Below are 24,693 nucleotides of genomic sequence, written 5' to 3' on the forward strand. Positions count from 1 at the left end.
CTGAATTAAGTTGGAAAACCATGCCACAAAGTCCTTAATGTCATGCATCTAATAACTTAAGTGGCTGACTAAGTAAAATATTCAAAACACACCTAAAAACTTACCAGGCCTGGTAGAATTAATAAAATGTAAATTGAGACCTTTGCACGAGACTATGCGCGAGTAAAAATGGTTCTAGGTGCCCCTTGAGGGTAAAAATTCACCTGATTTTTGTTGAAAACCTTGTGAATAGCTAGCTATTCCCTGCGTTTTCCGCCGCAATCAGGCAAATTTTCCCTCATTTTTCTTTCGCACCTATCTCGTGCAAAGGTCTCAAATTAACGTTTAATTTCACGGAAAAAAATATCAAAGACATTTGTTAGAGTCGATGAACATAGGGAGTATTAACCTTTTTAATCATTCATCGAATCTAGCAAAAGTCTTATTAATAAGGTGTTAAGAAAATGAAGTCTTTTATCAGATTATTTCCTCTAATTGTTTTACTACTTTTAAATCAACAGGCTTTTGCTGGGAAGTCCACCCAAACCATGCTAAAAGATTTTCATAAGTTCGGTATTACTCATTGTGATGAATTTATCCAAAAGAATACCGCCACCCCAGGTAGTTGGAAATACTTTATAAACAAACATCCAGGGGGAATTGATGGGCCAAGTACCGAGGTAGCTTTAACCCAGATTTCTGGAAGTCGAGGACAAAGCTTTAAAACTGATTACACTTTTATACAAACGCTAAAAAAATGTTTTTTACATAAACAGGGACAAATTACTGCCTTTGAAAACTGCGATAAAGCTGTTGATAAAAATATCTGGAAAGTTCAATTTAACCTACCAGACTATGATTACAAACGTTATAAAGATAAAACAGGGATTGTTCTTTATGCCAAAGATATCGAAATAAATGGCAATAAAGCCTGCTTATTAGATTATGAATTTCGCGTGCAAGGTGAGCACAGTATTTACCGTAAATTATAGAAGATACCTTAAGACAATCTAAAGACTAGATTCAGACACTCTCCCGTTTACGGGTTTACTATATATAAAGACCTTTGCACAAATAGGGCTCGTGCAACGCTCTCTATATTTTTATAGTTCGTTAATAAGAGACCTTTGCACGAGAGTATGTACGAGTAAAAATGGTTAAAATTCACCCGATTTTTGTTGAAAAACTTGCGAATAGCTAGCTATTCCCTACGTTTTCCGCCGCAATCAGGCAAATTTTCCCTCATTTTTCTTTCGCACCTATCTCGTGCAAATGTCTCAATAAGTTTTATTAGCAAGAAGTTTTATTATAAAGGGTTTAATTATGCATAGTTTAAAACACACTTTTACCACTACCTTATTAGCAGCACCGTTAAGTTTTACGCTGCTTGCTTTTAGTTGTAGTAGTCATGCAAGTTGGCTAGATCAAGGTGCCGATTTATTAAAAAGCTACCAAGCAAGTCAATCTAAACCCGAAAGTAAATCAACCAGCGTACCAGGCCTGCCAAAAGATCTTTCAAGCGAAGAGATTCAAAAAGCCTTTAAAGAAGCATTAACTAAAGGTTCTGAAACCGTCGTCAGTAAACTAAGTGTTAAGGATGGCTTTAATGCCGACCCTAAAATCCATATTCCTCTACCGAGTTCTCTAAAAACAGTTCAATCTACACTCAGCCAGTTCGGTATGAGTCAATACATGGATGATGTCGAAACTAAATTAAATCGCGCTGCAGAAGCAGCTACACCTGAAGCCAAAGCACTATTTTTGAATGCTATAAAAGAGATGTCTTTTGATGACGTTAAAAAGATTTACGAAGGCCCTAAAGATTCAGCAACTCAGTACTTAAAATCCAAAACGTCTGCTAGTCTAAAAACCAAAATGGAACCCATCGTAGAAAAATCACTCAATGAAGTGGGGGCAATAACGGCTTACGATAAAGCGATTAGTAAATACAAAAAAATGCCTTTTGTGCCTGATGTTAAAGCCGATTTACTAAACCATGTGGTTGATGAAGGAATGAACGGCATGTTTTATTATATTGCTCAAGAAGAGACCGCTATTCGCAAAGATCCCATTAAGCAATCTACCGAATTACTTAAAAAAGTCTTTGGAAAATAGTCTTAATTTTTACCGGCTGAGACCTTTGCACGAGAGTATGCACAAGTAAAAATGGTTAAAATTCACCTGATTTTTGTTGAAAAACTTGCGAATAGCTAGCTATTCCCTGCGTTTTCCGCCGCAAACGAAGAACTCGACGCCCGAAGGGGTAAGTCGAGAATCAGGCAAATTTTTTACCCTCAAGGGGGTACTTACGCCTATTTTTCTTTCGCACCTATCTCATGCAAAGGTCTCAGGCTTTAGAAAAACAGAATGCTGAACGGAATACTTATGAACGTCTTATCCTTTTTAAAACACTTTATTCTTACCTCTATCTTATTGGGTTTAGTGGCTTGTACCTCAAGCAGCACTAAACAAGGTACCGTGGGTATTAAGCGTGAACAGCTATTACTTGTTTCCCCTGCCCAAATGACTCATGGTGCTCAAATCGCTTATAACTCGGTGTTAAAAGAGGCTAGAACAGCTAAAAAACTCAATACCAATAGTGCCATGGTAAAAAGGGTTCGCCGAATTGCCAATAGAATTATCCCGCAAACAGCGGTATTTCGTAGTGATGCCCCTAAGTGGGATTGGGAAGTCAATGTATTAGAATCTGACCAATTAAATGCCTGGTGTATGCCTGGTGGAAAAATTGCTTTTTATACCGGAATCATCAAAAAGCTTAAGCTTACCGATGCCGAAATAGCCGCCATTATGGGTCACGAAATATCACATGCTTTACGCGAGCATGGAAGAGAAAGAGCCTCAGAACAAGCACTAACCCAAGTAGGCCTCAATGCATTAAGCATTTTTACTGGAGTCCGTGGCCCAACGCTTGATGCCGCAGCAATGGCACTTCAAGTCACTTTAACACTACCCAATAGCCGAACTCATGAAGTAGAAGCAGACCGTATGGGAGTAGAACTTGCTGCACGAGCAGGCTATAACCCTTATGCTGCGGTCAATGTTTGGAAAAAAATGGAAAAACAATCTAAAGGCGGACAACCACCAGAAATCCTAAGTACTCACCCGTCACACGCAAACCGTATTAAAGACTTAACAAAATATGCTAAAAAAGTAGAACCGCTTTTTTACAAAGCCATTGGTAAAAAATAACTAAGGGACTTTTGCAAAGGTCTCACAAAGAGTTATAAAGGTAAGTTCTAACGTAAAACTTTATTTGTTACTGCTTCTCTAATTTGGGTAGGTTCTTTTAGGTTACCTAAACGGCCGTTGAGGCAAAAAACCTTATCAGAAAACTCCGAATAAACTTCTTGGCACGACATCGCTGGTAAATGATTAGATTTATTGGCACTAGTTGAAACAATTGGCCCTTCAAAAGCCAAGCATAATTGTTTCACAATTGGATGGTCTGAAACTCGAATAGCCACCGTCTCTCTTCCGCCTGTTATCCAGTCTGGCATTGGTTTTTGATTATTTTGTTTTAACGGTAAAACCCAAGTTACCGGGCCAGGCCAAGTTTTTAATACGCTTTGCTCCCAGTCCATTCCTTTCAACTCAACCCAATCATGAATTTGTTCAATATTTGCAGCCACTAAAATCACCCCTTTTTCCATCGGTCGCTGCTTCACGTGAAACAATTTTTCTACCGCATTTTTATTAAATGGATCACAACCCAAACCATAGACGGCTTCTGTTGGATAAGCAATCACTTGACCGCGTTTAAGAACCTCAATCGCTTCAGAGACTTGGTTTGGTATATGTTTCATTAACAGTAGATAACCTTTAAACCGTAAATTGAGAGATTTGCAAATGTTGAGGACAAAAGAAAAAATGTAGTAACAATTTTCTGTTTTAGGCGAAAAATGCCGCAAATAACCAACTTAATTTACCAACTTACCAGGCCTGGTAAGTCTAAAAAACAATTTACAACTACAGTGTACGATGGATATTTAACACTTGTTTAAAGACATCAGGGTCTTTAATTTGAGTGATTTCACCCTCTCTTGGAATATGCTTATCTTTAAGGCGAGATATAAAAAAGCGAAGTGCCGCTAGACGCAATGCTGCTGGCCATGCAGCTTGTTCTTCTTCTGTTAAAGAACGCTGAGTTTGGTAGGCAGAAAGCATTTCATCAAGTCGTTTCTGATCAAACTCAATATTGGCTGGGTTATCCGCATGAATTCGGCACCAATCGTTAACCATAACCGCCAAATCGTATAACATTGGAGCATTACACGCATAATACAAATCAATAATGCCCGTTAATGCATCACCATTAAACATTGCATTATCACAGAACAAATCTGCATGAATCACACTTTGAGGTAATTCAGACCAATTAGTTTTAGATTGAAAAGCTATCTCATCTTCAATCAGTTCGCACTCATCTTGTTCTAAATAAGATTGAATTTCGGCAAATGTATTTTGCATCCAATCCAATCCTCTATCATTTTCTCTATGGCCTTCATAATGGCTTCCTGCCATATGAAAACGTGCTAACTGCCCACCCATCACACCGCATTGAGTAATTGAAGGATCCTCCACCGTGCTCCCTGTTAAACGCTCAACTAATGCTGCCGGTTTACCACAAAGTTCTTTTAAATAGCCATTTGAATGCGTTGGAATTGGATGTGCTGTTGGGATATTGTGTTCAGCCATAAACGCCATAATATTTAAAAAGTAAGGTAACTCATCAAAGGTATGGTGTTCAAAAATCGTTAAAACAAATTGTTCTAATTGACCATGCTTAATGGTATTTACAAAATAATTGGTGTTTTCAATCCCCGCACTAATCCCTACAAAGGAATCTAAAGTGCCAACATCAAAATCTTCTAAAAAGGCGATTAATTGGTTTTCTTCAACGACTGTATAGACAGACATAGAGTAAAGTCTCGTAATTGGGTAAAATGAATGCTCAAATTTTATCACATGAGCACCTTAAATGACCGATTCCAATGCGCAAATTTCTTTTAACGCCGACAGCCCTTTTATTTTAGTGGACGGTTCTTCTTATTTATTTAGGGCTTTTCATGCCATGCCACCACTCACCAATGGCAAGGGACAAGCAACGGGAGCCATATTTGGTGTGATTAATATGCTCGGTAAGCTCATTGAACAGTATCAACCCAAAAAGATGGCTGTGATTTTTGATGCTAAGGGAAAAACCTTTAGACATGAGATGTACGATGAGTATAAAGCCCACCGCCCACCAATGCCGGATGAGCTAAGATCTCAAATTGAACCTATTCATGAAATTGTAAAAGCTTTAGGCTTACCACTTTTGGTCATTGATGGCGTTGAGGCTGACGATGTAATGGGAACCTTTGCGCAACAAGCAACAGAAGCCAAACATGACACCTTAATATCAACCGGTGATAAAGATTTAGCGCAATTAGTGAATGAACACGTTACTTTAATTAACACCATGAATGACACGCTTTCTACACCAGAGAGCGTGGTTGAAAAGTTTGGTGTACGTCCTGACCAAATCATTGATTACCTAGCTCTAGTTGGTGATAGCGCCGATAATATTCCAGGGATTCCAAAATGTGGCCCTAAAACAGCGGTTAAATGGCTGACCTCATTTGGCAATATTGATAATTTGATAGCGAACGCCCCAATGATTGGTGGCAAAATTGGTGAAAACCTGCGCAACAACCTAGACCAACTCGCTCTTTCTAGAGAACTTACTACCATTAAATTAGATTGTGACTTGCCCGTTAGTTTGGATGATATTCAACGTACTCAGCCCGATATGGCTCGTTTACAAGAACTGTTTACCGAATACGATTTACGTAACTGGCTAAACCAAGTCATGAATGGTCAAGTGCCTTTTTCAAAAACTACTGGTGCTAAAGCACACAGTCAAACCGTACAAAAGCAGTCTAATGGAACTAAGGATGATTCAAATGTTGAAGCTAACACTCAAACAGAAGCCATTACAGCGAGTGCCGTTGAATCAAACTATGAAACCATATTAACAGCAGAAGACTTTGAAACTTGGATAGAACGGATTGAAAATGCTGAACTATTTGCCATAGATACTGAAACCACCTCTTTAAATACACTTCAAGCGAAAATAGTCGGGGTTTGCTTAGCGGTAAAAGACCCTGAAAACCCGGGTAACCAGGCCTGCTATATTCCGCTTACTCACGATTATGAAGGAGCCCCTGAACAACTTGATATTGACAGGGTGCTAAACCGATTAAAACCCATCTTAGAAAACCCAAATGTAGCTAAATGCGGTCAAAATCTTAAATATGATTGGCATGTGTTGCAAAATCATGGCATTTCACTTAAAGGGATGCAGTTTGACACCATGCTGGAATCCTACAGTTTAAACAGTGTTGCTACTCGCCATAATATGGATGATTTAGCATTAAAATACCTAAATCATCGCACCACGCATTTTGAAGAGATTGCCGGTAAAGGTAAAAAGCAACTTACCTTTAATCAAATTGAAATTGAAACAGCGGCGCATTATGCCGCAGAAGATGCAGACATTACTTTGCAACTACATCAAACACTTTGGCAGCAATTAGAAGCAGAACCGACTATTAAAAAGGTATTTACCGACATAGAAATGCCTTTAATGCCTGTTTTAGCACACATGGAACGTAATGGTGTCTTACTTGATACTGATATGCTCGCTGTGCAAAGTGAAGAAATTAGCAAGAAGTTAACAGAACTCGAACAAAAGGCACATTTAATCGCCGGAGAGGTCTTTAACCTTAACTCTTCGAAGCAATTACAGGTTATTCTATTTGAAAACTTAGAACTTCCTATTATTAAAAAAACCCCTAAAGGTGCACCCTCAACTGCAGAACCGGTATTAGCTGAGCTAGCGGAACAAGGCCATGAAATGCCAATTCTTATTTTAGAGTATCGTAGCTTAGCTAAATTAAAATCAACCTATACAGATTCTTTACCTAAACAAGTTGATCCAAATACCGGTCGAGTTCATACCTCTTATATGCAAGCTGTCGCCTCTACGGGACGTTTATCTTCTACCGAACCGAACCTTCAAAACATTCCTATTCGTTCTGCAGAAGGTCGTCGTATTCGCCAGGCTTTTATAACCAGGCCTGGTTATAAAATGGTTGCTGCGGATTACTCACAAATTGAGCTTAGAATTATGGCCCACCTTTCAGGAGATGCGGGGTTATTAAAAGCCTTTGCGGAAGGTAAAGATATTCACCAAGCCACTGCAGCAGAAATTTTTGGCGTAACTTTAGAAGAAGTCACTACAGAACAACGTCGCAGTGCCAAAGCCGTTAACTTTGGTTTAATTTACGGAATGTCTGCCTTTGGGTTAGCTAAACAGTTAAATGTAGGGCGACACCTTGCACAAGAATATATAGACCTTTACTTCTCACGCTACCCTGGCGTTTTGCATTATATGCAAGAGACTAAAGAGCAAGCAAAAGAGACCGGTTATGTAGAAACTCTCTTAGGACGCAGATTGTACTTGCCAGATATCAATGCTCGTAATGGTCAACTAAGACAGTACGCTGAACGTACTGCAATAAATGCACCCATGCAAGGAACCGCGGCAGACATTATTAAAACCGCCATGATTCAAATTGAAGGTTGGTTGCAGAGTTGTACTTTTGATATTCAAATGATTATGCAAGTACACGATGAATTGGTTTTTGAAGTGGCTGAAGACCAATTAGAAGCGGTTAAAGCAGAAATTAAAACTTTAATGGAATCGGCATTAACACTTAAAGTGCCGTTAATTGTAGAAATTGGTGAAGGCAATAACTGGGATGAAGCCCATTAATTTCTAACCCAAAAACTCTCCTTTCTTCTTCAAGGAGAGTTTTTACAAACAGAGCTTCAATGTTTAATGCAAAGCTCTCTTATTGTTTCATTCTCTCCACAATGACATCATTTCTAAACAATTAACCTCATTTTAAAACAAAACCTAACTCTCATCCCAATCGTATAAAGTTCTCTAAACGACAATATAAAACCCTCTCTAATTATTAATGTAATAAATTTACATTTATATTGACAACCGGTATTAAAAATTCTACTATTTCAAATGTAAATGTTTAACATTTTTAAAATTTAACCGTTAATATAATGAATTAAGAGGCCTTGCCATGAAAATACTCTTTGCAAAAACTATCATAAAAACCGCTATTATCACCTCATTAATTGCAGCTACCTTTGTATCAATGTCTAGCATAGCAATTGACAAAAACAGCGCACAAGCCGAACAAGAAGAAATTATGCAAATCCAAGGCAAGATAGAAGCCATGACACAAGCAATGCAAAACAATCAGGCCATAATCAAAACCGTTAAAGAACTTCACGCTCAAGTACATGAAAATTTACTTTTAAATCAACAATAGTCGACGGAAACCGATAAAAATGAAAAGGGTTCTGAAGAGACTCAAACCACTGCGCTAAATTAATTTTTACCACATGAAACCTTTTCCTTTTGTGCCCCATAAGGCACAAGACTTTAATGAGATTTAAAATGACTCATATAATTTTTAAAAATATTCTGCTATCCGTTATCATTCTTGTGTTGGGAATTATTGCCTTAAATACGGTTGCATCCGCTCATGAAAACACTAAACTCACTACTGGTTTGTTTTATGTTGATGGCCAAAGTGACACGATTAACAAGGACAATGTCTTATCAACCTCTGTTCCCTTAGAGCTATCCATAAAAAATGAAAAATTGTCGTTTGGGGTTTCAATGGCCTATTTATCCGTAAAAAGCGGAACATTCAAAGAGAGTGGATTAGGTGATACTATTATTAGTCTTGGCTATGACTTAACTCATCAATTTTCGGTCAAGTTAAAACAAAAGATAGCAACCGGAGATGCTAATAAAGGCTTAAGTACAGGTAAAGATGATGTTTCTGTACAGTTAGATTACTTTACTAGTTTAAATAATAAAGTATCGTTATTTACGACTTTAGGCTATAAAAAAGTGGGTAAAGTCGAAGAATTAAACATGCAAGACAGCCTTTACGCATCCGTCGGTACAGGACATATTTTTAGCAATAAAACCCGCATTGGGGTGAGCTTAGATTACAAAGAAAGTATTTTTAAAAACCTAGAGAATCAATTAGGGGTTGCCGCATTTGTTAGCAAACCTTTAAATTCAAACTACAGTTTAACTGGCTTTGCCGGTTATGATCTCACCAAAACCAAAAGTATTGGTGTCAGTTTAACAACTCAATTTTAAAGTTTATATATGACTCAAGAAACCACAACACCCTTAAAAGAAAAAGCCTTAGCTAAAGCATTAAGTAACATGCTAAGACCTTTAGTTCGTTTATTAATTCATCAAGATATTACCTATATTGGATTATTAAACTTACTTAAACGTACCTACGTTGAGGTGGCAGAAGAGTCATTTACTATTGAAAATAAAAAACTGACAGACAGTCGAATCAGCTTATTAACGGGAATTCATCGAGGAGATGTTAAACGTATTCGTACAGAAAACCTTAATCAACCTACCGAAAAAGAGTTAAAAGCGAGTTTAAGCTCTCAACTCATCTCTATCTGGATGGGACATCAAGGTTATATTAATAAGAATGGCGAGCCTTTAGCTCTTTTTCGCTATCAACAAGATGGCAGCCCCTCTTTTGAAGAGCTGGTTTTTTCAGTTTCCAAAGACAAACACCCGCGCTCTATTCTGGATGAATGGTTAAGCCAAAATCTAGTGGAATTAGTGACTAAAAATAAGATAGAAAAAGTACAACTAAGCCAAGCTAGTTACGTTCCCGCAGAAGATTTTGAAGAAAAATTATTTTTTGCGGGCAAAAATATTGGTAGTCACTTAACAACCGTTGCCCATAACCTAGAAAACCAAGTACCGGCTATGTTTGATAGAGCGGTTTATTATTCAGGCTTAACAGAAGCCTCCATTCAAAAACTAGAAGCCAGTTCTAATGAGAAGATGTTAGCCGCACTCACCGAACTTAACCAACTAGCAAGTCAGCTACAAGAGCAGGATAAAAATAGCGAACACGCTAAAAAAGCTAATCGTGAAATGCATGTTGGCGCATATTTTTGCCAAAGCTTAACCAAACAACCAACACATTCTAAAGATTAAGGTTAAGCCAAATGCTAAACGTATTGAAACCAAATGGGGCTATAACCAAACACATCAAAAACCTACTGACTGTTTTAGGTTTGAGTATAGCGGTTTCCGCCTGCCAAATATGGCCAACCGAACCCACCTCTTCTAAAAATACTAACCAAACAATAATAGCCCATAAATCAGGGTTTGGTGGTACCGGAAAAACCGGCACTGAAAACACAAAAATAGCCGCTAACTCTGGGTTTGGTGGCACGGGTAAAACCGCCTCCAATTCAGGTTTTGGCGGCACAGGTATTATTGGCACTATTACCAAATTTGGGAGTATTTGGGTTAATGGCATTGAGGTTGAATACAACAATGATGTCAAAGTAAGTTCTAATGTTTCCGCGCATGAAACGTTACAAATTGGTCAACAGGTCATTGTTGAAACTGATATTGCTAAAGTTCGTCCATGGACTGAAAATATTTACATTTTTTATCCTATTGCCGGGCAAATTGAAACGGTTTCTGCTAATCAAATTACAGTTGATGGCAAACTCATTTACCTAAATTCTCAAACCCAAATTAGTAAAGGTATTAAGCTTAAGGTGGGAAATTTTGTGGCTATCAATGGCTACCCTGATAATAACAATCACTGGTTAGCCAACAGAATCAGTCATAATCCTAAAGCGTTACATATTTATCAATTAGCGCCAGATGTTTCCTTTTCTGATCAGGTTCATCAACTATTAATTGAAATCACAAAACCGCAATTATCAGCCTTAAACAACTCGTTTAAAGGCCTACCTATTGCGATTATTGAAACCCGTAAAAAGTCAGAATCTAATCAAAAGTATCTGTTAAAAGCGAAAATTGAAAAAGGCGAAATTACCCAATATGACTTATTAAAGTATCAGTCTGCAATTAATAAACTAAAACAACGTTTTGAACTTAATAAAATTAATTAAGATGTAAAAAATTAAATTTAATCTGGCAAGACAGCAGTTAATTACTAATCTAACTTGAAAAAAATTCATTATCAGATTTGAGTTATTTTCCACTTTTGTGATGTTTAATATTGAAGCTTGGGCAAACGCCTTAACTCCCCTTGTAATAAATGGTGCAAGGTTCTTAGCGTAGTGAACGGTAAAAAAACGCTGCTGTTTGAGCTTAGCGAGTTCAGCGTTTTCAGTTCACAAGCTTAGAACTTGCCCATTTATGGAGTGGGGTTTGTTTTTTGGTTACTTTTTTGCCAAACTGCAAAAAGTAACGAGAAGCCTGTGTGACAAAATTTAAGGCAAAGTATTCTATTTAAAATAGGCTTCTCAATCGCTGTACTGTCTGATTTAATCTAAGCTTTTACAATTAAGAGTAATTAAAGATAAATCAAAGTAAATAAAACAACCAGGCCTGGTTGTTTCGAAAGTCTTAAAAGTTAGTCGCTAAACTAACGGCTAACTTAGTTAAAACGACGAATATTGCCTTTGGTTTTGGGTTTTTTGCTACCAGGACGTATTTTCTTTTGATTTACAGGTTCTTTTTTCTCTTTTGGCGGGCGTTCATATTCCATCCACTCATCTAATTTATTCCATACCTCATTGAGTCCTTCTCGTTTTAACGATGAGAATAATTGAGCAGTTGCATGTGGATACTCTTCTTTAAGTAATTGCTGTAATTTAAGCAACTCAGCCTTAGCTGGGCCTTTTTTGAGTTTATCTGATTTAGTTAATAACACATGCACAGGCAAACCAATCTGCTGAGTCCAGTCCAACATAACCAAATCTATTTCAGTTGGCGGTATGCGTGAATCCATTAATAAAATAAGCCCTTTTAGAGCCTCTCTTTTTTCAATATATGTGGTTAGGCCAGCTTCCCATGCACGTTTAACCTTCACATTCACCTTAGCAAAGCCATAACCAGGTAAATCAACCAAGGCACGGGTTTCATCTACTGGAAAAAAGTTAATTAACTGAGTTCTACCTGGAGTTTTACTGGTTCTAGCTAAGGTTCTTTGAGAGGTAATCACGTTTAATGCACTAGATTTACCTGCATTAGAACGACCGGCAAAAGCGATTTCATGAGTCAACTCTTCTGGACATAAATTAAGTGTAGGCACACTTTTAAGATAATTCGCTTTTTGGTATAAAGGATGTTGCATAGTGTTAAATTTAAGTCCGTTAATGTTGAAGGTTGTTATAAACGAAAGGTCTCTAAAATCGTATTTTAATACTTTATCAATGATTTACATAAGTATATACTCTATCCTATTTTTTAACGAATTCTAATCTAGTAAAGTGAAATTTTCATAAGGTTAAACCCCTTTTAAAAACAAGGTTTTAATCTAATAATAATGAATTTTTCTATATAAAACAGGTAACTAGCATTTTGCGTGTTTTTGAGATACTAGAGAATAACAACTAAATTGATATTTTATGACTGAACTGAATCAAGCAGAAACAGCACCAAGCCAAACACCTTTAGAGCCTGAAAAAGGACAATCACAAGGTAATCGTCCAAAAAAACCCAGTGTTTTTTTGAACTTTATTGCCTCAATGAACCTAGCCGTAACTTTATTGATTATGCTCTCTATCGCTTCAGTAATTGGTACGGTTTTAAAACAAAACCAAACCATGCAAGACTACATCATTAAATTTGGTCCTTTTTGGTCACAGGTATTTAATGATTTAGGTTTGTTTCATGTTTATGGTGCAGCTTGGTTTGTTTTAGTTTTAGTTTTCTTACTCTTTTCAACCAGTGTTTGTGTGACCAGAAACACTCCTGGTTTCTTAAAAGACTTTAAACAGTTCAGCGAGAAGCTTTCTAAAAATGCCATTAAACACCAACCTAACAGTGCCATAGTTGAAAGCCATTTAGCGATAGAAGAGCAACAGGGTTATGCTAAAGCACTCCTTGAAAACAAGGGTTATAAGACTAAAGTGCACCAACGTAATGATGGTAGCGTTACCGTAGCGGGTTTAAAAGGTCGCTGGAACCGTTTAGGTTATTTCTTTACTCATATCGCAATTATTGTTATTTGTGTAGGCGCTCTTCTAGATAGTAATTTACTGCTTAAGTTCCGTGAATTAAGCGGGGATTTAAAAGCTGAAACCCGAACTGTAAGTTTAGATAAAATTCCCCAGCAATCTTGGTTAGGGCCAGAAAATCTATCATTCCGTGGATCAGTTAATGTCCCTGAAGGTGAAAAAACTGATGTTCTATTTTTACCTTATGAAGATGGCTATCTAGTCCAAAAATTGCCCTTTACAGTGGTTAATGAAGATTTCCGTATTAAATATTACGATACAGGTATGCCAAAATCATTTGAAAGTGACTTGATTTTAACCGCACCTGATTTAGATAAACCTATCAGAAAAACCATTAAGGTTAACCACCCTTTATATTACAAAAACTACGCGATTTACCAATCTTCTTTTGGCGACGGTGGAACTAAGTTAAAGCTTAAAATTCACCCATTATTATCACCCATTGAAAACTCTATTAAGCTTAATACCCAAGTTAACGGCATTGAACCTTTAAAAACTCCTGTAGGTACTTTTAAAGCAGAATTTAATGACTTTAAAATGCACAATATTGTCCCGGCGACAGAGGAAGAGAGAAAACTTACCGGACACAAAATGCATAACAATGGCCCAACCATTATCTTTAAAGTTCGTAACGAACAAGGTAAAGCATGGGAATATGAAAATTATATGCTGCCATCTAAACAAGAAAATCGTTGGTTCTTTATGACAGGTGTGCGCACAAGCAATGCTGAACCATTTAGATATCTATTTATTCCTGCCGATGCACAACGTAAAAAAGAACGCTTCTTTAAGTTCTTAATTAGCTTAAATAATCCTTTAAAAATTAAATCACTATTTACAAAGTTATATCCTAAAGAAGCCAATATATCGCAAAAAACTTACGACATTCAAATTAAATTACTACAACAACTCATCATGTTATTCCGTAACAAAGGCTTTAAGGGTATTACTGGGTTTGTTGAAAAAAATGTTCCAGAAGCTGATCGTAAAAAAGTCTCTGATTACTACTTTGCCCAAACCAGCCTTGCTTTACAAACCCTATATATGGATATATTGATTCAAGAAGGTGTCGCTAAAACTCAAGATGATGATATTTCTGAATTTGATAAAACCTGGTTTGAAGATGCATTAAATACCATTACTAGCTTATCAGCCTATGGTCCACCCATGTATTTTGAAATTGATAGTTTTACAGAGGTTCAAGCAACAGGGTTACAAATTACTAAATCACCAGGTAAAGATGTCGTTTACTTTGGTAGTGCAATGTTAATTATTGGGGTGTTTTTCTTATTCTACCTAAGACAACGTCGTGCTTGGATTCATGTTGAGCAAAAAACCGATGAAAATGGTGATAATGATGGAACAGAAATCACTGTTGCCGCCAAAGATAATAGAAATTTACCGGAAACCACTACAGAATTTGAATCTATTGTGACTAAGATTCAAGATTATAATAATAAGTCACAAACTTAAAAATTAACCCGAGAGCTTTAAATAAGTTGCATAAGTATTATGTCAGCTCTCGATCTTAATTCACAAACGCAATAAGGCTACGATTATGCAAACTGCAAACTATATGGATGAATTTAAAGATTCAAAAAAAACATCCCTATCAATAAGAGATATTGCCTGGGCAATATTTGTTATTTTAGGGGCATTATATGCATGGAACCAATACGGCAGCTTAATGGATCAATTTGAAGTAGGAATCCTATCTGGTGTTACGGTTGGTTTAATTGTTCTCGGTAAACTGTGGCGAAGTATTCAACAGCTTACCCTTTGGGTAACAGGTTTAACATTCTTAGCATTGTGGAGTTATCAGATTCACGGCAACGTGATTACGGCAAATGAGCAAGCTTTCTTCCTCAAGTTCTTAGTATCCAGTCAATCCGCGACTATGTGGATGAGCGCTTTATTTGTGCTTGCTGGCATCACCTACTTTTTTGCTCTCTTTACTAAATCAGAATTTGCCGGTAAAAGTGCCTCTGTATTTGCTTGGAGTGCGGTTACTTTTGGCTTAGTCGGAATGATGGTTCGCTGGCGTGAATCCTATATTATCAATTTTGATTACGGCCATATTCCCGTCAGTAGTTTATATGAAGTATTCATACTATTTACTGTGATTACCGGTCTTTTATACCTGTTTTATGAACAACGCTACAAAACTCGTGCATTAGGCGGTTTTGTTATGCTGGTTATCAGTGCGGCCGTAGCATTCTTGCTATGGTATACCTTTGATAAACAAGCAAACGTGATTCAACCACTAGTTCCTGCTTTAAAAAGCTACTGGATGAAAATACACGTTCCAGCTAACTTTATTGGTTACGGTGCATTCTCTATTGCTGCCATGATTGGTTTAGCTTATCTAATAACAAACAAAGCGCTTGAGAAAAATCCAGATAGCGGTTTTGCTAAAACAATGCCATCTCTAGATATGATGGATGACTTAATGTACAAAGTCATCTCTTTAGGCTTTGCCTTCTTTACGATTGCTACGGTATTAGGAGCAATGTGGGCGGCAGAAGCCTGGGGTGGATATTGGTCATGGGATCCAAAAGAGACTTGGGCATTAATTGTTTGGCTTAACTATGCGGCTTGGTTACATATTCGTATGTCTAAGGGCTTCCGTGGTGCACCAATGGCTTGGTGGGCTTTAATAGGTTTATTAGTGACAACTTTCGCCTTCTTAGGGGTAAACATGTTCTTGTCAGGTTTACACTCTTACGGCGAACTATAATAAAAGGATATAAGTATGCAACGTAGAGCATTTCTAGCAGGCTGTACAGGCCTGTTAGCCGCTAACAGTCTACCCGCCTTTTCTGCTAGTAGTTTTGGCTTAGTAGAAGGTGTGGAATACAAATTAGTTCCACAACCTCAACCAACTATGCCTTACCCAAAAAAAGTAGTCGAAGTTTTTGGCTACTCTTGCCCGCATTGCTATCACTTAGAACCAAGCTTAAATGAGTGGTTAAAAAACAAACCAAAAGACATCCATTTTGAACGTATGCCGGTAGTATTTAATAACCCTAATTGGATATTTATGGCTCGTGTGTTTTTTACCGCTCAAGAATTAGGCGTTATTGAACAATCTCACAAACCCTTTTTTGACGCCTTACATAGAGATAAAAAAGAGTTGTTTACGGTTGAAGCTATTGCTAAATTTTTTACCCAATTTGGTGTTAAAGAATCTGATTTCATCAATAACTTTAAAAGTTTTAAGGTGGATCAATTAGTTCGTAAAGCCGCTAAATTAACACGCGCTTATGGCGTTGAAGGTGTGCCTGCAATTATCGTTAATGGTAAATATATTACCGATGTTGGTATGAATGGCAGTCGCGATAATATGTGGAATGCAGTTAACAATTTAGCTAATAAATAATTTTTTTCTTGCGGGGGAACCTTTCCTCGCAACCTACCTATCTAAAAATTCTTAAACAATAATCCTTAATCAATAATCATTAAATAAATCAGCCAAGATGCTTAATTTAAAGCCACCAGGCCTGGTTATTTGATTTTTTAGTCTTCATAATAAACTCAATGAGACCTTTGCACGAGATAGGTGCGAAAGAAAAATGAGGAAAAATTTACCTGATTGCGGCGGAAAACGAAGGGAATAGCTAGCTATTCGCAAGTTTTTCAACAAAAATTGGGGAAATTTTACCCATTTTTACTCGTGCATATTCTCGTGCAAAGGTCTCAATATTAAAAACAGACCCTCTTATTTAGTTTTTACTAAAATGATGGGCAATCTACCTTAAAAAAGCGAGCAAGCAATGAAAGCGGCTAATCTATTTGTTAAATGCCTTGAAAATGAAAACGTTGAATACATTTTTGGTATTCCCGGTGAAGAAAACCTAGATATTATGGATGCCCTGCTTGATTCCGAAATAGATTTTATTACCACTCGCCATGAACAAGGCGCGGCTTATATGGCCGACGTTTATGGGCGTTTAACTGGAAAACCTGGCGTTTGTCTTTCTACCTTAGGGCCAGGCGCCACAAATTTAGTTACCGGTGTTGCTGATGCCAATATGGATAATGCTCCTTTAGTCGCCATTGCCGGTCAGGCTGCAACTACTCGTCTTCACAAAGAATCTCATCAGGTAGTGGATTTAGTGAGTATGTTTAAACCTATTACCAAATACTCCACTCAAGTTTTAGAACCTGAAACCATTCCTGAAGTAGTGCGTAAAGCCTTTAAATTAGCCCAAGCTGAAAAACCCGGTGCAACTTTTATTGATTTACCCGAAAATATTACTGAAATGCATACGGATGAAGCCCCGCTACCCACCAGCACCAATCGTTTAACTTTTGCTGACCGTAGCCTAATCAAACAAGCTGCAGAACTGGTAAAAAAAGCTAAATATCCACTTATATTAGTTGGTAATGGAGCGGTACGTTCACGGGCAGGAAGCCATATAGAAAACTTTGTTGAAACCCATAAAATTCCAGTAGTGAATACCTTTATGGCTAAAGGAATTATTCCTTTTTACTCGGATATGGCAATGGGAACCGCTGGACTGCAAAAAGGTGACTATGAAAATGCTGGCTTTGCTAAAGCCGATTTAATTATCTGTGTTGGTTTTGATATGGTTGAATATCACCCTCATCTTTGGAACCCAAATGGACAACACACAATTATTCATATTGATACCAAAAAAGCAGAAGTAGATAACCGCTATATTCCAGAAATAGAACTCATCGGCAATATTGGCCCTAACCTATCTGCTTTAGGGGATGCCTTAAGTGACACCCTTTCTAACCCTATAAACAGTAGTCAAATAGACTTTTATTTACGCGATGCCATGATTAAAGAGATGAATCGTTGCCGTAAAAGTGATGCTTGGCCAATGCTACCGCAAAAAATAATTTGGGATTTACGAACTGCCATGCAATCAGAAGATATTGCGATAAGTGATGTAGGTGCCCACAAGATGTGGATGGCACGTATGTTTCGTTGCGATGAACCCAATACCTGTATTATCTCAAATGGCTTTGCTGGTATGGGTATTGCTGTACCAGGTGCAATTGCGGCAAAACTCGCTTATCCAGAAAAAGGCGTGGTTGCGGTAACAGGTGATGCAGGATTCATGATGAATTCTCAAGAAATTGAGACCGCATTAAGATCCAACACCCCTATTGTTATTCTTATTTGGAATGACAGCCAATATGGTTTAATAGAATGGAAGCAAAAACGCCGTTTTGGTCGCTCAGCCTATATTGATTTTAAAAATCCAAACTTTGTGGATTATGCAGAATCATTTGGGGCTAAAGGGGTTAGAATTGAAAAAGCTGCTGAACTTTTACCGGTATTACAAACAGCATTAAAAACACCAACAGTCACGGTTATTGACTGTCCTGTTAATTACTCTGAAAATGATCGTTTAACAGAACTACTTGGTAATGTATTGTCGGAAATTAATGCATAAATAAGAGCTTTACCTAATTAGTAAATAGAGAATAGAGACCTTGAAAAAGTCTCTAATAGAGGCCTTTGCACGAGATAGGTGCGAAAGAAAAATGAGGTAAAATTTGCCTGATTGCGGCGGAAAACGCAGGGAATAGCTAGCTATTCGCAAGTTGTCGCCCAACGGAAGTGCCCTTGGGGTACAACAAAAATCGGGTGAATTTTAACCATTTTTACTCGTACATACTCTCGTGCAAAGGTCTCTAATAAATAATGATTTTTAATCGTTTAGGATAATTTTATGAAACGTCGTCTATTTAATTATTTACTACCAGGCCTGATAACTTTAAGTTTAGTGGGTTGTAACCAACAAGATACGAGTCAACTTAACTTCGAAAAAACGGCTTATGAACCTACTATTTTAAGTAATGCAGTAGAAAATTCACGAACCAAATATAATCAGCCGCTTCCAAAACTCGAAGATCTTCATCTAAATACAAAAAAAGTAACCTTAGGTAATCGTCTCTATCACGATACTCGCCTTTCTGGTAACGGAAAATTAATGTGCGCCAGTTGTCATGGCTTATCTATCGGTGGCGATGACAATATGCCGGTTGCTCTAGGTATTGATGGACAAAAAGGTCCTATTAATGCACCGACGGTATTAAATAGTGGTTTTAACTTTAAACAATTTTGGGATGGTCGAGCTCGTAACTTACGTAATCAAGCTGAAGGCCCTGTAGCAAACCCAATTGAAATGGGTGCTAAATGGGAAAATGTCGTTCCAAGAATTCAAGCCGTTAATAAATACCAACAATGGTTTAAAGAAATTTATCCTCAAGAAGGTATTACCAAATTTACTATCACTGATGCTATTGCTGAATTTGAGCGTAGCTTAATTACTCCTGCACCCATAGATGCATATTTGCATGGGGACGATAACGCTTTAACGACTAGCCAAAAAGCCGGTTACAAGCTGTTTCAATCTTATGGTTGTGTTGCCTGTCATCAAGGGGTTAACTTTGGTTCTAATATGATGCAAAAATTTGGTGCCTTAAAAGCCTATTTTTCAGATAAAGATGAAACAACGGTTGATAAAGGTCTCTATAACATTACCAAAAAAGCAGCGCATAAAAATGTTTTTAAAGTACCTACTTTAAGAAACATTGAGCTAACCGCACCCTATTTTCACAATGCTGGAGCCAAAACATTGGATGAAGCAATTAATGTAATGGGATTAAATCAGTTAGGCCGTCAAATTCCTGATGAAGACCGTACCAAGATAGCTAGTTTCCTTACCGCCTTAACCGGTACTTTAGATGTTAAACCATTACCAGCACCTAAAGACGGCGAATAAGCGGGAGAGAAAATATGCAACAGTTATCACAAAAAATTATCATGCTCCTTATTGCAGTCATTATGTTTGCTGTAGGAACGGTTATTTTAATTAAACCTTCTATTAACACAACTCATCATGAAAAATATCAAGAAGCGTTTTCTAAGCTAGAAAACCACTATTTACGAATGAGTGAAAATGCTTTTAAAGCTGCTCAAGGAACGGTAGCGCATTACGATTTTATGCAATCTAACTTAGTTGTGTTAAAGCGTACAGCTAATGCAATGCAATTTTATCCTGAATATTTAGATAGCGACGCTATATCAAAACTTAAACCTGAAGTTGACGCTATTATTAATAATATTGAAGAACTAGATGGCTTGGCCATTGAGTTTATGCGAGTAAATTCATTACTAAATAACTCTAAAATGTATTTACCTATTTTGATTAATGAGTACAGAGTTAAAGAAACTACCATGCATATGAAGCAATTACTGTCTTTTTTAGAAAAACAGATTATGCTTTATCAATCAGGTAGCAGTAACGTTTCAGAACAACAAATATTACAAACCTTTAAAACTGTTGCTAAATATACAACCGCAATTAGTAAGCCTAACCTAATTAATTTAAAAACTCATATTTCTATTATTTTGGAATACCATAATTTAGTAACTAAAATTCTTAAAGAAATTAGTGAATCTAAAGTAGAAAATTCAATTGAAACGGCTAGTAAAACTTATTCAGAAGCCTATCAAAAAACCAATGCCTTAACGTTAATGCTAACTAATGTATTAATTGGTCTTGTTGTAGCGCTTTTAGTGATAGTTGGTGTACTTGTTATTAATGTTCAACGTAGTAATAAAGCAGCAGCTGAAGCAAGTGCTGATTTAGAAATAAAACTTTCTGAACTCGATCAACAAAAGCGGTTAGCTGATAAACAAGTTGAAGAAGTTAAAGAGGCGCAAATTAAAGTTGCGGCTCACCAAAAAGAATCAGAAGAAAATAACACCAAACTGGTTGCAGCCATTGAACAAATTAATCAATTAATGGAAAAAGTCGCACAAGGTCATTTTGCTGAACGTCTAGAAGAAACTTTATTTCAAGGTGATTTAGCTAACCTCCGTAATAGTGTTCATAGTGCTTTAGATACACTGCAAGCTAGTATGAAAGAAATTGGTGAGGTTTCTGATAAATTATCTAATGGAGATTTAAGTCGTAAAATTAATGGTCAATATAGTGGTGAATTAGGCTTAGTTAAAAATGCCATTAATGGTTCTATTGAAAACCTAGCTAAACTTATTTCTCAAGTCTCTTCGGTATCTTCTGGAATTCAGCAAAAAATTACAGAAGTACGTTCAGATTCAGATAATGTTGCTCAAAGCACAAATCGTCAATCAGAAACACTGATTTTAACAATGCAAGCGGTTGATGATACCTCTGACAAAATTAAATCAAATACTCAAAATACTCAACATGCTGAACAAATTACGAGTGAACAAGTTGTAGTATTAAATGAAGGTATGTCGGTAATGACCGATATGGTGAGTGCAATGGATGACATTAAACACTCTTCAGAAAGTATTGTAGATATTATTAACCTTATTGATAGTATTGCGTTTCAAACAAACTTACTCGCACTTAATGCGGCCGTTGAAGCAGCTCGTGCAGGTGAACAAGGTCGAGGCTTTGCTGTTGTTGCCGGAGAGGTTCGTAACTTAGCTGGTAAGTCAGCTGATGCGGCTAAAGACATTTCTAGCTTAATTGAAGACTCTAATAAAAAGGTTCAAACTGGGGTAAATTTAGTTAATAATGTGAACCAATCATTGGATAATATCAAACACAAAGTAGAAGATTTACAATCTGCTGTAAAATCAATTAATGAAGCAAGTATTGATCAAAGCCACAGTGCGCAAAATATCACCCAAGCGGTTTCTGAAGCTGAAAATATCAGTAAACAGAATACTCAAATGATTAACAATACTGTTCATCAAATGAATTTAATGGTTGAAGCTTCTCAAGAATTAGATAGTGTTGTTCGCTCATTTAAGTTATAAACTTAAACAAAGCTTTTAAATAACTACAAATAGATTAAAACAATCATGTAATTTAAAATACTCTACCTTACCAAGTTACCAGGCCTGGTAAGTTAGAGTATTTTTTGTTTGTATCATTATAATTTTGCAATTTTAAACTAATCGAGTCTAATCTAATAATCTAAAGGAATTTCTATGATTTATATAGAACGTGATAACCAGGGTGATATTCAAAATATTCAATTTTCACCAGGAACCAATTTAGAAGAAATTAGTTTACATGATCCCAAATTAAAACAATATATTGAGCAACAACCCAACGGTGATGAAATCATTCAAAAAGTGCTAAATCAACTCGATTTAGATATGGTTCGAGTCATTGAAGATTTAATTGATATTTTAATTGATAAGAATCTTATGTTATTTACAGATTTACCCGATCCGGTTCAAAATAAAATTCTTTTTAAGAAAAGTATTCGTAACATCTCTAACAACACTTCAATTATTGAAGACGAAGAGTTAATTAATTTTTAAGCACTTTATTTGTAATAAATTGATTATCAGATTTGAGTTATTTACCACTTTTGTGATGTTGAAGATTGAAGCTTGGACAAACGCCTTAACTCCCCTTGTAATAAATGGTGCAAGGTTCTTAGTGAAGTGAACGGTAAAAAAACGCTGCTGTTTGAGCGAAGCGAGTTCAGCGTTTTCAGTTCACAAGCTTAGAACTTGCCCATTTATGGAGCGGGGTTTGTTTTTTGGTTACTTTTTGCCAAATTGCAAAAAGTAACGGGAAGCCTGAGTGACAAAATTTAAGGCAAAGGCTTAATATTTAAAAGGCTTCTCAATCACTGTACTGTCTGATTTAATTTGAGTTTTTACTCTTTTTTTATTTACATTACCCTTAAAGCAGCTAAAAATTCAAAGCCATAATTTTCTAATTTCTTTTCACCAACCCCATTAATGGCTAATAAATCTGCATCTGTTTGCGGTCTTTTTTGAGCCATTTCAACTAAAGTAGCATCACCAAAAATTTGATAAGCGGGTTTATCTTCACTTTCAGCAATCTCTTTGCGTAAAATTCTCAACTCTTCAAAACAATCTCTGTCTTTATCTAATAAAGTCTCTTTTGAAGAACTACGCTTACCAGGCCTGGTAACTTTACTCAGCGACTTTTTAGGAAACGCTAACTGAATCTCAGTTTTACCTTTTAAAACATCACCAGAGAGCTCTGTAAGCTTTAATACCGAATAATTTTGAATATCTTGATAGATATACCCTAAATGAATTAATTGACGCAAAATACTTGACCATTCTTGCGCTGAATACTCTTTACCCACACCATAAGTACTTAATTGATGATGATTCAAATTACGGATACGTTCATTATCCATTCCACGTAACACATCAATGAGGTGTTTAGCACCAAACCCTTGCTGTAATCGGTAAATACAAGATAACGCTTTTTGGGCGGCTTCTTTGCCATCAAATAAGGTGGGAGGATCTAAACAAATATCACAATTTCCGCAAGCCTTATGACTCGGTTCTGAAAAATAATTAAGTAATACATTTCGTCGGCAAGTTTGCGCTTCCGCAAAATCAACCATACTAGAGAGTTTAAAATTCTCTAAACGACGTTGTTCTTCATCCGTGACATTTTCAACAAAATGTTTAGCGGTAGCCACATCTTGCATTCCAAATAACAGTAACGCTTCTGAAGGCAAACCATCACGCCCTGCTCGGCCTGTTTCTTGGTAATAACCTTCTATATTTTTGGGTAAATCATAATGCACCACAAAACGAACATTGGGTTTATCTATCCCCATTCCAAAAGCAACCGTGGCAACAACAATATCCACTTCATCTCGAATAAATTGTTGATGCACAGTTTTTCTAATTTCTGTAGGTAAGCCAGCGTGATATGCTTTAGCGTTATAACCTTCATCTTTCAGTTTTTCTGCAACTTCTTCAACCCGTTTACGACTTAACGCATAGATAATTCCGCTGACATTCGGTTGAGTCTCTAAAAACCCCAATAATTGTTTCATTGGATTGTTTTTTTCTAATACTCTATAACGAATATTAGGACGATCAAAACTACTAACATGTACCTTAGGTTGATGAAACTGAAGCTTATCAATAATATCTTGGCGAGTAGCTCTATCTGCAGTAGCAGTAAGTGCAATAAAAGGCACTTGTTTAAACTTCTCTCTTAAAGCACCCATTTGACGATATTCAGGTCTAAAATCATGGCCCCACTGCGAAATACAATGAGCTTCATCAATCGCAAACAACGCAATAGGCATACTTTGTAAACGTTGAATAAAACTTTGATTAAGCAAACGTTCAGGAGAAACATATAACAAATCTAATTCACCAGAATGCAGTTGAGATAAAACCGCTTCTGCCGATTGAGCATCTAAACTAGAGTTGTAATAAGCAGCCGCCACACCGTTAGCTTGTAGGGCTGAAACTTGATCTTGCATTAAAGCAATTAACGGGGAAACCACAATGGCTGTGCCTGCTCTTAATAAAGCCGGAATTTGATAACAAAGTGATTTACCGCCTCCTGTAGGCATTAAAACAAAACAGTCTTGGCCAGAGATTAAATCTTCAATAATCTCTTGTTGCTGGCTTCTAAAAGAGTCGTAACCATAAACGGTTTGTAAAACATCTAATGCAGTTTTCATTTATTCTCGGGGGATTATTTAATTAGCGTTGTAAAAGTGCCGTTAAAATAGAGTATTTAACGACTTTAATCAAGCAATGAATAGAGTTTACCAGGC

General features: G+C 36.7%; 19 protein-coding genes. 15 read left to right on the plus strand and 4 right to left on the minus strand.

The window, feature by feature from the left end; all coding sequences use genetic code 11:
- Positions 1 to 443 precede the first annotated feature (443 nt).
- The 3 genes from BS34_RS0111540 to BS34_RS0111550 all read left to right on the plus strand — a co-directional run bounded on the left by BS34_RS0111540 (position 444) and on the right by BS34_RS0111550 (position 3,189).
- A complete protein-coding gene (locus BS34_RS0111540) occupies positions 444 to 971 on the plus strand; it encodes a hypothetical protein (RefSeq protein WP_029408657.1) in 528 nt (175 codons plus the stop codon).
- Between the two features lie 331 nt (positions 972 to 1,302).
- Positions 1,303 to 2,094 carry a DUF4197 domain-containing protein gene (locus tag BS34_RS0111545; RefSeq protein WP_029408658.1) on the plus strand — a complete coding sequence of 264 codons (792 nt, stop codon included), beginning with the start codon at positions 1,303 to 1,305 and terminating at the stop codon, positions 2,092 to 2,094.
- A gap of 270 nt (positions 2,095 to 2,364) precedes the next feature.
- Positions 2,365 to 3,189 (plus strand): M48 family metallopeptidase, encoded by an 825-nt coding sequence (locus BS34_RS0111550; RefSeq protein WP_199774101.1) that lies wholly within the window; start codon positions 2,365 to 2,367, stop codon positions 3,187 to 3,189.
- A 47-nt stretch (positions 3,190 to 3,236) separates the two neighbouring features.
- Here the strand turns inward: BS34_RS0111550 and BS34_RS0111555 are convergent, their stop codons facing one another.
- Both BS34_RS0111555 and BS34_RS0111560 read right to left on the minus strand, forming a co-directional pair.
- Entirely contained in the window at positions 3,237 to 3,803 is a 567-nt protein-coding gene (locus BS34_RS0111555) for an L-threonylcarbamoyladenylate synthase type 1 TsaC (protein ID WP_029408660.1), read from the minus strand.
- Between the two features lie 163 nt (positions 3,804 to 3,966).
- A complete protein-coding gene (locus tag BS34_RS0111560; protein WP_029408661.1) occupies positions 3,967 to 4,917 on the minus strand; it encodes a homoserine kinase in 951 nt (316 codons plus the stop codon).
- A 61-nt stretch (positions 4,918 to 4,978) separates the two neighbouring features.
- On the opposite strand from BS34_RS0111560, the gene polA reads away from it, so the two are divergent.
- The 5 genes from polA to BS34_RS0111585 all read left to right on the plus strand — a co-directional run bounded on the left by polA (position 4,979) and on the right by BS34_RS0111585 (position 11,055).
- On the plus strand, positions 4,979 to 7,819 hold the full coding sequence (gene polA, locus BS34_RS0111565) for a DNA polymerase I (RefSeq protein ID WP_051640878.1): 2,841 nt from the start codon (positions 4,979 to 4,981) through the stop codon (positions 7,817 to 7,819).
- A gap of 325 nt (positions 7,820 to 8,144) precedes the next feature.
- Entirely contained in the window at positions 8,145 to 8,396 is a 252-nt protein-coding gene (locus tag BS34_RS0111570) for a hypothetical protein (RefSeq protein ID WP_029408663.1), read from the plus strand.
- 128 nt (positions 8,397 to 8,524) lie between these two features.
- The gene (locus tag BS34_RS0111575; RefSeq protein ID WP_029408664.1) at positions 8,525 to 9,244 is read left to right on the plus strand and encodes a hypothetical protein; all 720 of its coding nucleotides are present in this window, start codon (positions 8,525 to 8,527) and stop codon (positions 9,242 to 9,244) included.
- A 9-nt stretch (positions 9,245 to 9,253) separates the two neighbouring features.
- Positions 9,254 to 10,120 carry a DUF6502 family protein gene (locus tag BS34_RS0111580; RefSeq protein ID WP_051640879.1) on the plus strand — a complete coding sequence of 289 codons (867 nt, stop codon included), beginning with the start codon at positions 9,254 to 9,256 and terminating at the stop codon, positions 10,118 to 10,120.
- An 11-nt stretch (positions 10,121 to 10,131) separates the two neighbouring features.
- Positions 10,132 to 11,055 (plus strand): DUF5666 domain-containing protein, encoded by a 924-nt coding sequence (locus BS34_RS0111585; protein ID WP_029408666.1) that lies wholly within the window; start codon positions 10,132 to 10,134, stop codon positions 11,053 to 11,055.
- Positions 11,056 to 11,546: 491 nt separating this feature from the next.
- On the opposite strand, the gene yihA is transcribed toward BS34_RS0111585, so the two are convergent.
- Complete coding sequence (gene yihA / locus BS34_RS0111590; protein WP_029408667.1) at positions 11,547 to 12,245, minus strand: ribosome biogenesis GTP-binding protein YihA/YsxC; 699 nt, start codon at positions 12,243 to 12,245, stop codon at positions 11,547 to 11,549.
- A gap of 274 nt (positions 12,246 to 12,519) precedes the next feature.
- Here yihA and BS34_RS0111595 point away from each other — a divergent pair, with 274 nt between their 5' ends.
- From BS34_RS0111595 to BS34_RS0111625, 7 genes are all read left to right on the plus strand, one after another.
- Positions 12,520 to 14,604, plus strand: a complete 2,085-nt coding sequence (locus BS34_RS0111595; RefSeq protein WP_029408668.1) for a cytochrome c biogenesis protein ResB — start codon at positions 12,520 to 12,522, stop codon at positions 14,602 to 14,604.
- A gap of 85 nt (positions 14,605 to 14,689) precedes the next feature.
- Positions 14,690 to 15,868, plus strand: coding sequence for a c-type cytochrome biogenesis protein CcsB (gene ccsB, locus BS34_RS0111600; RefSeq protein WP_029408669.1), 1,179 nt, complete (start codon positions 14,690 to 14,692; stop codon positions 15,866 to 15,868).
- Positions 15,869 to 15,883: 15 nt separating this feature from the next.
- Complete coding sequence (locus BS34_RS0111605; RefSeq protein WP_029408670.1) at positions 15,884 to 16,510, plus strand: thiol:disulfide interchange protein DsbA/DsbL; 627 nt, start codon at positions 15,884 to 15,886, stop codon at positions 16,508 to 16,510.
- 394 nt (positions 16,511 to 16,904) lie between these two features.
- The gene (locus tag BS34_RS0111610; protein WP_029408671.1) at positions 16,905 to 18,560 is read left to right on the plus strand and encodes an acetolactate synthase large subunit; all 1,656 of its coding nucleotides are present in this window, start codon (positions 16,905 to 16,907) and stop codon (positions 18,558 to 18,560) included.
- Positions 18,561 to 18,839: 279 nt separating this feature from the next.
- Entirely contained in the window at positions 18,840 to 19,895 is a 1,056-nt protein-coding gene (locus BS34_RS0111615; protein ID WP_029408672.1) for a cytochrome-c peroxidase, read from the plus strand.
- A gap of 14 nt (positions 19,896 to 19,909) precedes the next feature.
- A complete protein-coding gene (locus BS34_RS0111620; RefSeq protein WP_029408673.1) occupies positions 19,910 to 21,928 on the plus strand; it encodes a methyl-accepting chemotaxis protein in 2,019 nt (672 codons plus the stop codon).
- A gap of 174 nt (positions 21,929 to 22,102) precedes the next feature.
- Complete coding sequence (locus tag BS34_RS0111625; RefSeq protein ID WP_029408674.1) at positions 22,103 to 22,441, plus strand: hypothetical protein; 339 nt, start codon at positions 22,103 to 22,105, stop codon at positions 22,439 to 22,441.
- Between the two features lie 359 nt (positions 22,442 to 22,800).
- Here BS34_RS0111625 and recQ read toward each other — a convergent pair whose 3' ends face one another.
- Entirely contained in the window at positions 22,801 to 24,597 is a 1,797-nt protein-coding gene (gene recQ, locus BS34_RS0111630) for a DNA helicase RecQ (protein WP_029408675.1), read from the minus strand.
- Positions 24,598 to 24,693: the final 96 nt, after the last annotated feature.

This window comes from Thiomicrorhabdus sp. Milos-T2, assembly GCF_000702325.1.
Classification (GTDB): Bacteria; Pseudomonadota; Gammaproteobacteria; order Thiomicrospirales; family Thiomicrospiraceae; genus Thiomicrorhabdus.

Excerpts from the sequence above, each read along its gene's own strand:
- BS34_RS0111540 (WP_029408657.1), top strand. The coding sequence starts at position 444 with ATGAAGTCTTTTATCAGATTATTTCCTCTAATTGTTTTACTACTTTTA.
- BS34_RS0111545 (WP_029408658.1), top strand. The coding sequence starts at position 1,303 with ATGCATAGTTTAAAACACACTTTTACCACTACCTTATTAGCAGCACCG.
- BS34_RS0111550 (WP_199774101.1), top strand. The coding sequence starts at position 2,365 with ATGAACGTCTTATCCTTTTTAAAACACTTTATTCTTACCTCTATCTTA.
- BS34_RS0111555 (WP_029408660.1), bottom strand. The coding sequence starts at position 3,803 with ATGAAACATATACCAAACCAAGTCTCTGAAGCGATTGAGGTTCTTAAA.
- BS34_RS0111560 (WP_029408661.1), bottom strand. The coding sequence starts at position 4,917 with ATGTCTGTCTATACAGTCGTTGAAGAAAACCAATTAATCGCCTTTTTA.
- polA (WP_051640878.1), top strand. The coding sequence starts at position 4,979 with ATGACCGATTCCAATGCGCAAATTTCTTTTAACGCCGACAGCCCTTTT.
- BS34_RS0111570 (WP_029408663.1), top strand. The coding sequence starts at position 8,145 with ATGAAAATACTCTTTGCAAAAACTATCATAAAAACCGCTATTATCACC.
- BS34_RS0111575 (WP_029408664.1), top strand. The coding sequence starts at position 8,525 with ATGACTCATATAATTTTTAAAAATATTCTGCTATCCGTTATCATTCTT.
- BS34_RS0111580 (WP_051640879.1), top strand. The coding sequence starts at position 9,254 with ATGACTCAAGAAACCACAACACCCTTAAAAGAAAAAGCCTTAGCTAAA.
- BS34_RS0111585 (WP_029408666.1), top strand. The coding sequence starts at position 10,132 with ATGCTAAACGTATTGAAACCAAATGGGGCTATAACCAAACACATCAAA.
- yihA (WP_029408667.1), bottom strand. The coding sequence starts at position 12,245 with ATGCAACATCCTTTATACCAAAAAGCGAATTATCTTAAAAGTGTGCCT.
- BS34_RS0111595 (WP_029408668.1), top strand. The coding sequence starts at position 12,520 with ATGACTGAACTGAATCAAGCAGAAACAGCACCAAGCCAAACACCTTTA.
- ccsB (WP_029408669.1), top strand. The coding sequence starts at position 14,690 with ATGCAAACTGCAAACTATATGGATGAATTTAAAGATTCAAAAAAAACA.
- BS34_RS0111605 (WP_029408670.1), top strand. The coding sequence starts at position 15,884 with ATGCAACGTAGAGCATTTCTAGCAGGCTGTACAGGCCTGTTAGCCGCT.
- BS34_RS0111610 (WP_029408671.1), top strand. The coding sequence starts at position 16,905 with ATGAAAGCGGCTAATCTATTTGTTAAATGCCTTGAAAATGAAAACGTT.
- BS34_RS0111615 (WP_029408672.1), top strand. The coding sequence starts at position 18,840 with ATGAAACGTCGTCTATTTAATTATTTACTACCAGGCCTGATAACTTTA.
- BS34_RS0111620 (WP_029408673.1), top strand. The coding sequence starts at position 19,910 with ATGCAACAGTTATCACAAAAAATTATCATGCTCCTTATTGCAGTCATT.
- BS34_RS0111625 (WP_029408674.1), top strand. The coding sequence starts at position 22,103 with ATGATTTATATAGAACGTGATAACCAGGGTGATATTCAAAATATTCAA.
- recQ (WP_029408675.1), bottom strand. The coding sequence starts at position 24,597 with ATGAAAACTGCATTAGATGTTTTACAAACCGTTTATGGTTACGACTCT.